We start from the raw sequence: 13,297 nt of genomic DNA, 5'->3' as shown, positions 1-13,297 counted from the left end.
CATCGGCGCTTCAAATCTCCACGAAGATGCGTCCGTCCTGCACTTTTGCGGGGTATGTCTGCAAGTTGATGCAAACGGGCGCACCGAGCGCGCGGCCGTCGCGAATATCGAATTGCCCGTTGTGCTTCGGGCATTCGATCACATGGTCGAACAAGAAGCCCTCGCTCAGATGAACTTGTTCGTGCGTGCAGAGGCCGTCGCTTGCAAACACCTCGTCGTTCACTCGATAGATCGCGAACGTGCGGCCATCGTGATCGAAGCGTTTGACGTCTTCATCGTCGATGTCGTCCAACGCGGCGGCGTCGATCCATTGCGTCATGGGGCATGTCTCCTTTTCATACTCAGCTTTGCGTGGCGGTGGGCACCGGCCTCTCGACGTGATACGACGGGTCCCGCGTCTGCCGCATGAGCGCCGGGATGATCTCGGCATAAGCCGCGATGGAACTCGTGTAAGGCGGCGGCATGTCGTGCTTGACGGCATCGTGCAGATCCGGCAGCGCGTGATACGGCACCATCGGGAACATGTGATGTTCGACGTGATAGTTCATGTTCAGATAAAGGAAACGAAACACGGGATTCATCATCACGGTGCGGCAATTCTTGCGATGGTCGAGCACGTTCTCCGGCATGCCCGCGTGTTGCGTGAGCCCGAAGTACAGATAAAGCCATGCGCCGTAAAGACTCGGCAAGCCGATATAAAGCAGCGGCAACACACTGCGAAACGCAATGCATGTCACGATCACTGCTGCATAGATCGCGAGCCAGATGCGCGCCTCGCGCACGACCTTCGGCCATTCCGTCTCAGGCACGAAGGTCTTTTCTTCTTCACCGATATTGCCGAACGCAGACGCCACGACCTTGGGCAATTCGTTCGCTACGTGCTTCAGCGCGAAGACGTTCAGCACCAGCGCAAGCCAGTCCGTCGGCAATTGCACACCGATTTCGGGATCGCGGCCCACTACCAAGGTATCGGTGTGATGGCGCGCATGACTCCAGCGCCATACGGTCGGTCGCCGAAACACCTGAAAGGACGCCACTTGATAAAGCGCCTTGTTCATCCACGCGGTCTTGAATGCGGTGCCGTGTCCGCTCTCATGCCAGCGCGAATCGGCGGGGCCGCAGTAAAGCGTCCCGTAGAGCAGAAACGCGGGGATGGCCCACAGCGAATGCGCCTGCCATGCGAACCAGGCAAGGACGCCGCTCGCGACGATGGCTGCGTACCAAAGAACGGTGTCGCGAATGGCTCTTGCATCACTGCGTTGCGTGAGTTGCTTGAGCACGGGGCGCGGCAAAGGGCATCTATACCAGGTGCCATTGGCAAGGCCCGCGGCGTTCGCCTCTTCGCCTGCCCCGCCTATCAGCCGATAGCGCCGCCGCTGCGTCTCCTCCGATTCCATCATGTCACCTCATCCGATGATTGGAATACATCATTTATTTTTATTGAAGTCGATGATATGAGCGAGCCCGTGCGTGCGCAAGGAACGCATAAATTTGCTATCTTTAAGCATCATTGCGTGCCCTCGCAAATCCATCATTTCCATCAAAATGACCAAGCGTCCCACGCTTCAGTCGGTGGCGGAAGCCGCTGGCGTCAGTTCGGCCACGGTGGATCGCGTGTTCAACGGACGCCTGACCGTGCGCGAAGGCACCGCGTTGCGCGTGATAGAAGCGGCAGAGCGCATCGGCTATCACGGTGCTCAACTGATGCGCGAACGCATGCGCGCTCAACTAGGAGCCATCGATGCCCCGCGCACGCTCGGCTTCTGTCTGCAGAAACGCGCCGACCCGTTTTATCAGGCGTTCGCGCGCATTCTGACGGAGACGGTCACGCGTCACGAACCCGAACGTTGCAAGGCAGTGATCGCGTATATGGACGAACTCGATCCCGCGTCCATCGCGCGTACGTTGCTGTCGCTTGGAGAAGAAGCGGATGCGCTCGGCGTCGTGGCGGTCGATCATCCGCATGTGACCGCGGCCATCGAAACCTTGCATGCAGCGGGCAAGCCAACGGTCACGCTATTGTCCGACCTGAGCGCGCCATTGCGTGCAGGTTATATCGGCGTGGACCCACGCAAGAGCGGCCGCACTGCCGCGTGGGCCGTGAGCAGGCTCACGCATCGCAAGGCAGGTACGGTTGGCGTATTCGTGGGCACGCCCCGCTATCTGGGACAAGAAAGCTGCGAAATCAGCTTTCGCTCTTATCTGCGTGAACATGCGCCAGGACTGCGAGTGCTCGACACGCAAATCAATCTCGAAGACAAGCAACTGGCCTATGAAGCGACGCTTGCCATGCTTGCGCGGCATGACGATCTCGCTGGTCTTTACATTCCTGGCGGCGGCGTGGGTGGTGTGATACGCGCACTGCGCGAGGAAGCAATAGGACGACACATCGTCACCGTTTGCTCCGATCTCATGCCCGACCGTCACGACGCGCTCGTGGACGGCATCATCGATCTGGTCATCGATACGCCATTGCAACAGATCGCTCAGACCGCAGTGCTTGCCATGCTTCGCGCGTTGAATACCTTGCCTGGAGAGACAGCGCAAGCAAGCCAATATCCACTTCCGGCGCAACTTTTTACGTCCGAGAACGTCTGACCGTCCTTGCATGGCATTCGCCTTGCTGAAGAGGTCATGCTTAGTGAGCTTTTCAGAGCGTTCGCCAAGCACCGAATCTTTCAATCTGCTTGAGGCTACTTAAACAAGCGGTATCGCATGGGCGCATACGCGTTTCATAGACGCATCAACTTATATTTTGATGTGCTTAAGCGCACGGAGCGCAGCAATATGAAGGACAAACATCGATGAGATTGCAAACGAATGAGATGACTAGCGCTAAAGCGCCTGAACAAAACCGACAGGTAATCGCTGCAGCTTCTTTGAAGAATGCATCGCAAGTCTGTTGGAGTCGCTGCGTCGACTAACCGACATGTCATTGTCATTACATTGTTTTTTTGACCCGGTAATATGCAGCAGAACCGGGTCCGAAACTTGGGCCTTCCTCTCTGCCCAAGCCGACAATCACAGCTTGCGGGAACCTGCTTCAATCAATCTGATCTACTGCGATTGCTCTTCGCATCGCGCACAGCAAGCCGAAGCCAATGAGCCTCGGCAGTCCGGCCAAACAGGCGTGCAAATCGACACGCCGGCCGCCAGAAGGAGACCGCGTAATCAGGCCAGCGCATTGGCATGCACTGGCACGCCCCTGAGCCCCTTCATCCGACGGAGCATCCGATATGCCGTTTGAAAGTGACTCTTTGCGAGACACAGAACCGCTACTGACCATCGTGGTCGCGGCGTACAACATCGAGGGATACATCGAGGAAGCACTCGAGTCCCTACTGTCGCAACCCCATATCGACGCCATGCGCATCATCGTGGTGGACGACGGTTCTCGCGACGAGACCTATGCGGCCGCGGAAGCGATCGTGGAGCGCGATGGCGGCCGTCATATTCAGCTCATCAAGCAGCGCAATGGCGGTCTGAGCGCGGCACGCAATACCGGGCTTGCGGCAGTGCGAACGCCCTACGTCGGCTTCCTTGACGGCGACGACATCTATCTCGAGAATTTTTCGAGCAGCGTTATTCCCGCACTCAAGGAACGCGTGTGGGACCTCGTCGAATACAACGTGAAGATCATCGACGACGACGGCCGCCATATCGACGGCATCGATCTCGTCATGCATCACGCAAGCGGCGGTCACGCGATGAACCGCGCCGCGCTTCAGCACTTCGCGGACGGCTTCCATACCTTCGTCTGGGCGCGTATCTATCGCACGGACATGTTCAACGGCACGCAGTTCCCAGTGGGCCGGCACTACGAAGACATGGCGGTCGTGCCGTCCATGTACCTTCGCGCAAGCAGTATCTATCGCATTGCAGACCCGCTAATCGGTTATCGCCGACGTTTTGGCAGCATCACGCAGAAAGCGACGCTCACCGACATGAAGGACCTCCGCACGAACGGGCTCGAAGCGCTCGCGCGTTGCGACGGCGGCGAGATGGACGATTACTGGCTCACGATCTTCGACAAGGCGTTTCATCGCGCATGTCATGTGTGCGCGCGGGTGGATCGGGGACAATTCAAGGCGGCATCGGAGACACTGGCGGCAATGGCGGTGGATCATCGCAGAACTCGCGCCAAGCTCTCGGAACGCAACGGTCGCGAAGTCGTCGCACTCAAGCCGTTCGATTTCAACGTGCGCGCCGATCGCTCGATCTACTTCATCAAGGGCCTGCTGAAGAAGATGCTGCGCCGCAGTCTCGACCATCATCAGCGCGAGCGCCGGCATAGTCCGACGAATCAGTTTAGCGGCTAGAAACACGCGCCCAGACCCGCCCGCGAAGCGCTTTGCGTTTCGCGGTAAACTGTTTGCATGGAAAAATGTCCTTACTGCGAGCGAATTCGCGATGAGTGGGACTGCCATGGACAGACCTGTCGCACGTTCATCGCGCGTGCCCTGCGCCGCCAGCGCCTGGGTCTGCCCATGGTGCCCAAGGTCATTCGCAACGAGATTCCGGCCGGCGCGAGCACGGGCGAGGTCATTACGCAGCTGTCGAAGCAGCGACTGCGTGCACGCCGCGCCAACGAAGCGCGACGCGAACGCAAGGCCGCAGACGATCTCGACGAAGGCGCTTGAATCTCAGGCGTTTGCAGGCGGGTCCATCGACGAAGAGCCTTCATGCCGCCATTGACGCCGCGATTGCCGCATCTTCGCTATCGCCATGCGCGCCACCTTGAGCCAGCCATACGGACGTGGATCGGCAACCATGCTAAGCGCACGCGCATAGTCGAGCGTGAGGCCAGGAGTCCAGGCCATCGTCACTGCACGCTTTCGGATCTGCGCGGCCACCCATAGTTCAGGCGTCACCAGCATACGAAACAGCGCGCCCCAGCCCGCCCGCGCGCCATAGAGCCGCCCAGCCGCCCCTTCGAGCGCCGCCTCCAGTGCGCGCGAGACGCTGCTCGAACAGTTGCGATGCGTGAGGTTGTACGTCGTGTCCTCGCGATACGTGCTCCAGAAGCGCGCTAGCCGCGTTGGATCGTAATTGCGAATGCGCACTCGCGTGGTCGAAGGACACCATGTCTTCGACTCGATCGGGTAGCTCGGCTGAAACACGCCTGGCACGTCGTTATCGCTCGTGGCACGCAAGAGGCGCGCAAAGTCATCGGGCGAGCGGTCTATCTCGACTGCCGGATAAAGGCTCACATATACGCCCTCAGGCGATTCGAGCGCGGCATGTCCCGTCGATATCACGCCATTGCGATCCACCGCCGCAATGTACCGGTCGACGATCAGATACCGTTGCACCTCGCCCTTCGATGTACCCACGGGCGTCCACACATGCACGGTCAATGCGGGCTCGTTGTCCGCGGGCGGCCCGTCCCATTCGCTTGCCGGCAAGACGACTGGCGTACCGTCTTTCGTATCACTCGCTGCGCTCGCGGCCTCGGCGCTTGCATCGCCCCAGACTGCCGGATTGCTGTTCAGCTTGCGTACGCGCGACGCGATCATCACGAGATTCCAACCTGCGAACATGAAGAGCACGCCCACGCAATACACCACGGTGCTCTTGTAATGCGTCGGGTACGGTTGAATGACGAAGACCGCCAGCAATATCTCGAAGATCGCAAAACCAAGCGCCACGCGCCAACGTCGATATCGCACGACAACAGCGGATGCGGCTTGCAAGAGGCCATCCGAGAGAAAGGCCGCGCCAATGAACAACGAAAGAATGAAGTTGGCGTGATGACGCGGCCCCTGAAGCACCAGCACGGCCGCAAGGACGAACACGATACCCTTCGAATAGCGCAACCTGCGTTGCCCGCCGACGCCGGCCCATGCAACCGCAAGCGTCAGCGCGCCTTCGATCAACAACAACCAGCCAACGAGTGGAATCGGAAAGCCGAGCGAACCGTCGAGTGCATCGATGAATATGCCCAAGCCAACGACAAGCAGCAGCCATCCTGTCACCATCAGACTGCGCCAGCGTCCGCGCAAATAGTCCACGCCCAGCAGGATCATCATTAACTTGACCATGGATTTGCCTTTCGTGTCGTTGCATGAGCGCAGAGAAGCCTCGCGCATTCATGTTAGTGCAGTGCGGGCCTTAAATGAAATCGCTCTGTCCGCTTCGTTAAGTACGACCATTCGATTCGGCATGCACGATGTGCCATACTGCCAACGCCCTTTCCACGTAGCGAGGCTGCCATGTTCGACCAATGTCAGTGGATCAACGAGCCCGCGCAATGGCGCATTGAAGACGGTACGCTGTTCGTCACCACGGACGCCAGCACGGACTTCTGGCGCAAGACGCACTACGGTTTCATCCGCGACAACGGCCATGTTTTCGCCGCGAGCGCGAACGGTGATTTCAGCGCCGAAGTCACCGTCGATGGAGATTTCTCCGCGCTCTACGACCAAGCGGGCCTGATGGTGCGCGAGAGCGCCGAGCGCTGGGTCAAGGCAGGCGCGGAGTACAACGACGGCGCGCTGACCTTCAGCACCGTGCTGACCAATGATTTCTCCGACTGGTCGCTTGGTTCGCCCGCCAGCGGCAACCGCTTCAGGCTGCGCATGACCGTCGCCGATGGCGTGCTCAAGATGCAGTGCAGCGCGGACGAGCGTCATTGGACCCTCATGCGTATCGCGCCCTTCGCGTCGACTACCGCGTCGCCGCACTGGCTCGTCGGACCCATGTGTTGCACGCCCGAGCGCGGCGGCCTCACCGTGCGCTTCTCCGACTTCAAGATCGGGCCGCCTATCGTAAAGGACCTGCACGATACCTCTCTGTAGCGCGGTAGCGTGCTCCGTACAAGTACTCACTTGCCCCGTTTGCGAACGCTTTCTAGAATTCTGAAACGTTTCAAAAAAAGACGGCAAAAGCACTCGTGGACTCACGTAAAAAGACTGCCAGCACCTTGAAGGATGTCGCCAGTGCGGCGGGCGTCTCGCTTGGCACGGCGTCGAAAGTGCTGGCAGGCGCCGAAGGCGTAAGCGAACTGCGACGGCAGCAAGTATGGGAAGCCGCGCGAGCGCTGGGTTATCGGCGCAACAGTCTTGCGGCGGAATTGCGCAGCAATCGTTCGACGTCCATCGGCTTCGTCGTGCCGGATCTCACGAACTCGTTCTTTATTGAACTGCTATGCGTGGTGGAAGATCATGCGCTGGCAAGCGGTTATCGGCTGCTGCTCGCGCATGCGCAGGAAGACCCCGAGCGCGAGGCCGAGCGCATACGTTTCGTGTTGTCGCGTCAGGTGGCGGGCATGATCATCATTCCGTGTCATGGCTATGCACATGCCATCGACGAATTGCGCGAATGCGACGTGCCGCTCGTGATGGCGGACCGCGTGGACAACAGCTTTCCGGCGAACACGGTGACGACGGACAGCCGCCGCGCCGCGAGCGATGGCACGGAACATCTCATCGCGCTCGGGCATCGGCGCATTACATTCATCGTCAATGCGCTCGATCTCGTGAATAGCCGCGAACGCGCGGACGGCTATCTCGACGCCATGAAACGCGCCGGTCTTACGCGACATGCGCGCGTGGTGGTATGCGGCATGACGGATACGGAAAGCCACGCGGCGACGCTCGGGCTTTTGTCTGCAAGCGAACGCCCCACCGCGCTTTTTACCGGTGCGAACGTGGCCACGCTTGGCGCACTGCGTGCCATACGCGATGCCGAATTGCGCCTGCCTGGAGAGGTTTCCTTGCTCTCTTTCGACGACGCCCCGTGGATGTCGGTGCTTCATCCGCGTATCAGTTCGATACATCAGCCGGTAGAAGCCGTGGGGCGTGCGATCTGGCAGTTGCTCCACAAGCAGTTGCAAGGTGAAACCGGCGAGCATGTGCATCTGCGCATGAAGGCCGATCTGCTCGTGCGTGAAAGCACGGCGCCTCCGATGAAAGCCATCGATCAAGCTGCTCGAAAGCGAACGCGCAAATCCGCCACGCTATAACGTTTTATTCGCCAATGCAGGGCCCGCAACCATAAGACGAAGGAGAGAGACAAAATGGACAGCAAACGACGCATCGTTACCGCAAGTCTTCTCGCTATACCGCTTGCCGGCGCAGTGGGAACGTTCTCCGCACTCTTCACGCAAACCGCATTCGCGCAGCAGAAGAAGTACCGTTTCGGCTTTTCTCAGGTCACGACCGTCGAGCCGTGGCGCGTGCAGTTCAACAAGGACATGCGAGCCGAAGCGGCAAAGCATCCGGAAGTCGAACTCATCATTGCCGACGCGGGGGACCGTACCGATAAGCAAAACGCCGACATGGAGAACTTCATCGCGCAGAAGATGGACGCGATCTTCATTTCGCCGAAGGAGTCCGCGGGGCTGACGGGCGTCGTCGAAAAAGCCTTCAAGGCGGGCATTCCCGTGTTCGTGCTGGACCGCGAAGTGAACGGCGATCAATACACGGAGTTCATCGGTGGTGACAACGTACAGATCGGTCAGGAAGCGGGCAACTTCATCGTCAAGGTGATGGGCGGGTCTGGCAAGGCGCAAGGCAATCTCGTCGAGATATGGGGCGGCTTCGGTGCGCAGCCCGCGCACGATCGTCACGATGGCGCGGATAAGGCCATCGCGCCGGAGAAAGGCATCAAGCGCGTGGGCGAACGCGTGGATTGCGACTGGAAGCAGGACAAGGCGTACGACTACATGAAGACCGTGTTGCGCGTGCAGCCGAAGATCGACGTGGTCTATGCGCATAACGACCCGATGGCCTACGGCGCATATCTCGCCGCGAAGGATGCGGGACGCGAGAAGAACATCAAGTTCGTGGGTATCGACGGCTTGCCGCAAGAAGGCGCGACGTGGGTCGAACAAGGCCTGCTCGCGGGCACCTTCATGTATCCGACGCCAGGCGCGGAAGGCATCCGTCAATCGCTCAAGGTGCTGAAAGGCGAGAAGGTGGAAAAGAAGCTTACGTTGCCGACGCAAGGCATCTTCAAGGACAACGCGAAGCAATATATCGCCACTCACTGAGTTCGATCGATGGCCACCGTAGCCACGCCGCTCATCGAAGCCGAAGGCCTGTCGATATCCTTTAACGGCAGCGCCGCGCTGTCGGGCGTCGACTTCGATGTCGCGGCGGGCGAGATACACGCGCTCGTCGGCGAAAACGGCGCGGGCAAGTCGAGCTTGATGAAGATCCTGGGCGGCCTCTATACGCCGGACGCGGGCAGCATCCGCGTGCGCGGCGAAGCAACGCGTCTTGTTAGCGTGAACGATGCGGCGCTCGCGGGCGTCGCCATCATTCATCAGGAATTGAATCTGGTCGACACCTTGTCGGCGGTCGACAACATCTTTCTTGGCAAGGAACTGCGTACACGTTTCGGCTTTCCGGATCGGCGCGCGATGCATGCGGCGGCAACTAAGGTCCTCGCGCAACTAGGCTTTCGTGTGCCGCCGAGTGCGCTCGTGGGCACGCTGCGTGTAGGCGAGAAACAACTCGTCGAGATTGCGAAGGCTTTGCTTGCCGATGCTCGCGTGCTCATCATGGACGAGCCCACGTCCGCGCTATCCGATACCGAGACGCAGGCGCTGCTCACCCTCACACGCGATCTGCGCGAGCGCGGCATGGGTATCGTGCTGATCAGCCATCGGCTTGGCGAAGTATTCGCGGTGGCGGATCGAGTGACCGTATTGCGCGATGGCCGGCGCATCGCGACCTTGCAGATGCCACAGGTCGAATCGTCGGCGGCGCTGGTCTCGATGATGATCGGCAAGGACTTCGCGCCGCCCGAGCGCAGCGAAGCCGAAGCGCCGCGTGAGCGCGCGTGCGCCCTCGATGTGTGCAACCTGACGCTCTGGAATGCGGCTCGCGCGCTCGTGGCGGACGTGTCGTTCGCGGTGCAGGAAGGCGAGGTGTTCGGCATCTCGGGGCTGCTCGGCGCGGGCAAGACCGAGATACTGGAAGCGATCTTCGGTGTGTCGCCGTATCGTCGCGATGGAGAGATACGCGCAGCCGGTCATGCTCATGCATTCGATTCACCCGATCGCGCGGCCGCGGCGGGGCTGGCCTTCGTCACCGAAGACCGCAAGAAAGACGGCCTCGTGCTCGATCAGTCGCTCGAGGCGAACCTGCTGTTGCCTTCGCTTTCGCGCGCGCCGGGCTTTCCGTTTTATCGACGCGGCAAGCTACATGCATGGGCCGATGCGCAAGCGCACGCTTCGAACGTCAAGCATCGCAGTCTCGCGCAGGATGCGAGCACCTTGTCGGGCGGCAATCAGCAGAAGCTCATCATCGGTAAATGGCTGATGACGAAGCCGCGTCTCCTTTTGCTCGATGAACCGACGCGCGGCGTCGATGTAGCAGCGAAGGCCGAGATCTATCGCCAGATTCTCGCCGCCGCGCGCGAAGGCGTCACGGTGATCGTGGCGAGTTCGGAGATCGACGAACTCATGCTGCTTGGCGACCGCATTCTCGTCATGTGCGAAGGACGCGCTCGCGGAATTTTGCCGCGCGAGCAATTTTCAGTCGATGCACTCGTCAGAATGGCGTCGCCCTGACGGCATTTTGAATGCCAAATGCTGGGATGCCGAATGCAAAACGCAACATGCAAAACGGAGAAGGACACCATGCTGCACGCCCGGGACCAACTCGCCGAGCCGGTGACCACCGCGCGCCAGCGGCGCCTGAGCGCATTGCTGACTTACCTCAAGTATTACCTCGGTTTGATTGTGTTGCTCGTGGTCGGTGCGTTCACGTCGCCTCACGCGGCCGATGGCAGCAATATCTTTTTGTCCAGCGCGAACATCTCCGACGTGTTTCGCCAGGTGGCGAACGTAGGCGTGATTTCCATCGGCATGACGCTCGTCATCATCACGGCGGGAATCGATCTCTCGGTGGGCGCGATCATGGGTCTCGGCAGCGTGCTCACGGCCATGCTGCTCACCACGGACGCCTGGAATCGCGCGGTGTCGGCATCCATAATTTTGAATGCAATCGCGGTCTTTGCGATCGCGCTCGCCGCGATGAACGTCGTCCGCGGCTTCAGGCGTGCTCGCGGCGCGCCCGCCACGCAGGCACCGCTCACGATGGACCTCGGCATAGCGCTCGTCGTGGCGGCTTTTGCATGCGCCTATATTGCGTTACATGGCGGGCATCGCATGCCGCTTATAGCCGTGCTCTGGATCGTGCCGCTCGCGGGCTTCACGCTCGGCGCGCTCAATGGCTGGATCATCACGCGTGGCCGCATGCAGCCGTTCATCGTCACGCTCGCCGCGATGGTCGGTGTGCTAGGCGCGGCGCGGCTTATCGCCGGGCAGGACACCGCCGTGTATTCGATTTACAGCGGCAGCAATGCCACCACCGATATCGAAGCGCTGCGCGCGCTGCTCTTCGACATCGTTCCCGTGCCCGCGCTGTTTTTTTTGGCGATCGCGCTGGTCGTCGGCTTCGTGATGAATCGCACGATCTTCGGCAAGTATTTGTATGCAATCGGCGGCAACGAGAAGTGCGCCGTCGTCTCCGGCCTGAACGTGGGACGCCACAAGATGGCGGCGTATGCCATCTCGGGCATGCTCTCGGCGCTCGTTGGCGTTTTGTATGCAGCGCAGTATCGACAGGGCAAGGCCGATGCCGGAATGGGCTGGGAACTGGATGCAATCGCCGCCGTTGTGATAGGCGGGACGAGTCTTTCGGGCGGCGTAGGACGCGTCTCGGGCACCGTGGCGGGCGTGCTGATCTTCGGCTTTTTGAGCAACATCCTTCTGCTCAATAGCATCGACAGCAACACGCAGCTTGTGCTGAAGGGCTTGATTATCGTGATCGCGGTATTTTTACAACAGACCGACGTCGGGCGGCGGCGCGGCTGGCTTAAGCGCCTCGTGCGCCGGTCTTGAATACTGCGCTCAGATGTCGAACGCGATACCCCGCGCCCGCAACTGCCGCATGCCGCTCGCCAGATGCGCCCGCGCGCTCTGCGCGTCGCCCGCGCGCATTTGCTCGTAGGCGGCCTGCGCTACCTCATGCGGCACGGGCTTGATCGGGCGCTGCGTGTTCATCGCACGGAGCTGCACTTCGGCCGCGCGCTCGAGGTAGTAGAGATCGTCCCAGGCCTCGGCGATGCTCGCGCCCGCCACCATCACGCCATGATTCTTGAGGAAGAGTATGTCCGCGTTGCCCATTGCCGCCGCGATACGGTCGCCCTCCGTTGCATCGAGCGCGAGGCCGTTGTAGTACTCATCCACGGCCGTGCGGCCGTAGAACTTCAGCGCCGTCTGCCCAAGCCACAGGAGCGGCGGCCCTTCGAGCAGGCAGAGCGCGGTCGCGCTCGGCATATGTGTGTGGAATGCGGCCTTCACGCGCGGCATCAGCCGATGCAGCCTTGCATGAATAAAGAATGCAGTTGCCTCGGGCTGGCCTTCACCTTCGATCACGTTGCCGTCGAAGTCGCAGATCAGCAGATGCGACGCCGTGATCTCGCTAAAGGCATAACCATAGGGATTAACCAGAAAAAGGTCGTCGTGCCCTGGCACTGTCGCGGAAAAATGATTGCATACGCCCTCCTCCAGCCCATGCAGCGCGGCTAAGCGGAAACACGCCGCGAGTTCGCAGCGAGCTTCGGCGATAGCGGGTGTATCGAGCCGATGCGCAGACGCTAAAGCGGCTGTACCGGTGACAAGCGTATGAGCCATTGCATGTGGTCTTCTGTCTGAACGTTTTCTGCCTATAAAAACGGCAGTTCCTTAAGCAACATCGGCAAATTGGTCCGTATGCGAAGGGCGATCAGGAAAAATCGCCCGTTATGACGCGCGTATGACCATAACCTTAGCAAAAACGCGTATTGGAAAAAAACTCTTTGGCGTGGTAAAAATCTATGCCGCTCGAAATTAAGGGCGCATTTTCAACGTAACTTGTCTCAATAGGGTTTGGACAAATGGCAACAGGTACTGTTAAGTGGTTCAACGATGCAAAGGGTTTTGGTTTCATCACGCCGGATGACGGCGGCGAAGACCTGTTTGCACATTTCTCCGAAATCCAGTCAAAGGGTTTCAAGTCGCTCCAGGAGAACCAGAAGGTGAGCTTCGAAGTCAAGCAAGGCCCTAAGGGCAAGCAAGCTTCGACGATCCAGCCGCTGTAATAGCGGCTGATCTCGCCTTAGCGCAGGAACGGCCCTTCGGGGCCGTTTTTCATTGGAAACGCCACAAAATCTTAGGCGCGTCGCCGTCAGTTTTCTTAATAACTCAGTAGAATCAGCGCCAGCCGACGCGAGCCTTCGAAGTTCGCCTCATCTGCCCAAAAAACCATCCTCGTTACTTGCGTGAACTCGCGAAGCAATCGAC

13 protein-coding genes are annotated in these 13,297 nt (G+C 59.8%); 9 read left to right on the top strand and 4 right to left on the bottom strand.

Going from position 1 to position 13,297, the window contains the following annotated elements; translation table 11 throughout:
* Positions 1–10: 10 nt before the first annotated feature.
* Positions 11–319 (bottom strand): non-heme iron oxygenase ferredoxin subunit, encoded by a 309-nt coding sequence (locus P9250_RS00815; protein ID WP_244831337.1) that lies wholly within the window; start codon positions 317–319, stop codon positions 11–13.
* Positions 320–341: 22 nt separating this feature from the next.
* A complete protein-coding gene (locus tag P9250_RS00810) occupies positions 342–1,400 on the bottom strand; it encodes a fatty acid desaturase family protein (RefSeq protein ID WP_409014777.1) in 1,059 nt (352 codons plus the stop codon).
* A 145-nt stretch (positions 1,401–1,545) separates the two neighbouring features.
* Between P9250_RS00810 and P9250_RS00805 the strand changes: the two genes are divergently transcribed.
* From P9250_RS00805 to P9250_RS00795, 3 genes are all read left to right on the top strand, one after another.
* On the top strand, positions 1,546–2,598 hold the full coding sequence (locus P9250_RS00805; protein ID WP_250510565.1) for a LacI family DNA-binding transcriptional regulator: 1,053 nt from the start codon (positions 1,546–1,548) through the stop codon (positions 2,596–2,598).
* Between the two features lie 638 nt (positions 2,599–3,236).
* Complete coding sequence (locus P9250_RS00800) at positions 3,237–4,319, top strand: glycosyltransferase family 2 protein (protein ID WP_244831334.1); 1,083 nt, start codon at positions 3,237–3,239, stop codon at positions 4,317–4,319.
* A 57-nt stretch (positions 4,320–4,376) separates the two neighbouring features.
* Positions 4,377–4,640 (top strand): hypothetical protein, encoded by a 264-nt coding sequence (locus P9250_RS00795; protein WP_244831333.1) that lies wholly within the window; start codon positions 4,377–4,379, stop codon positions 4,638–4,640.
* A gap of 3 nt (positions 4,641–4,643) precedes the next feature.
* Here the strand turns inward: P9250_RS00795 and P9250_RS00790 are convergent, their stop codons facing one another.
* On the bottom strand, positions 4,644–6,041 hold the full coding sequence (locus P9250_RS00790; protein ID WP_309964879.1) for a DUF308 domain-containing protein: 1,398 nt from the start codon (positions 6,039–6,041) through the stop codon (positions 4,644–4,646).
* Positions 6,042–6,212: 171 nt separating this feature from the next.
* Between P9250_RS00790 and P9250_RS00785 the strand changes: the two genes are divergently transcribed.
* From P9250_RS00785 to P9250_RS00765, 5 genes are all read left to right on the top strand, one after another.
* Positions 6,213–6,797 (top strand): DUF1349 domain-containing protein, encoded by a 585-nt coding sequence (locus P9250_RS00785; protein ID WP_244831331.1) that lies wholly within the window; start codon positions 6,213–6,215, stop codon positions 6,795–6,797.
* Between the two features lie 95 nt (positions 6,798–6,892).
* A complete protein-coding gene (locus P9250_RS00780) occupies positions 6,893–7,963 on the top strand; it encodes a LacI family DNA-binding transcriptional regulator (RefSeq protein WP_244831330.1) in 1,071 nt (356 codons plus the stop codon).
* 54 nt (positions 7,964–8,017) lie between these two features.
* Positions 8,018–8,992: a substrate-binding domain-containing protein gene (locus P9250_RS00775; RefSeq protein WP_250467991.1), complete on the top strand. Its 975-nt coding sequence runs from the start codon at positions 8,018–8,020 to the stop codon at positions 8,990–8,992.
* Positions 8,993–9,001: 9 nt separating this feature from the next.
* A complete protein-coding gene (locus tag P9250_RS00770; RefSeq protein ID WP_310390714.1) occupies positions 9,002–10,519 on the top strand; it encodes a sugar ABC transporter ATP-binding protein in 1,518 nt (505 codons plus the stop codon).
* 69 nt (positions 10,520–10,588) lie between these two features.
* Entirely contained in the window at positions 10,589–11,854 is a 1,266-nt protein-coding gene (locus P9250_RS00765) for an ABC transporter permease (protein WP_250494032.1), read from the top strand.
* Between the two features lie 9 nt (positions 11,855–11,863).
* On the opposite strand, the gene P9250_RS00760 is transcribed toward P9250_RS00765, so the two are convergent.
* Positions 11,864–12,649, bottom strand: coding sequence for an aldolase (locus tag P9250_RS00760; RefSeq protein ID WP_310390713.1), 786 nt, complete (start codon positions 12,647–12,649; stop codon positions 11,864–11,866).
* Between the two features lie 242 nt (positions 12,650–12,891).
* On the opposite strand from P9250_RS00760, the gene P9250_RS00755 reads away from it, so the two are divergent.
* Positions 12,892–13,095: a cold-shock protein gene (locus P9250_RS00755; RefSeq protein ID WP_008347993.1), complete on the top strand. Its 204-nt coding sequence runs from the start codon at positions 12,892–12,894 to the stop codon at positions 13,093–13,095.
* Positions 13,096–13,297: the final 202 nt, after the last annotated feature.

The sequence above is a fragment of the Caballeronia sp. LP006 genome, assembly GCF_031450995.1.
Taxonomy (GTDB): Bacteria; Pseudomonadota; Gammaproteobacteria; order Burkholderiales; family Burkholderiaceae; genus Caballeronia.
This window is presented reverse-complemented; position numbering and strand designations above follow the sequence as displayed.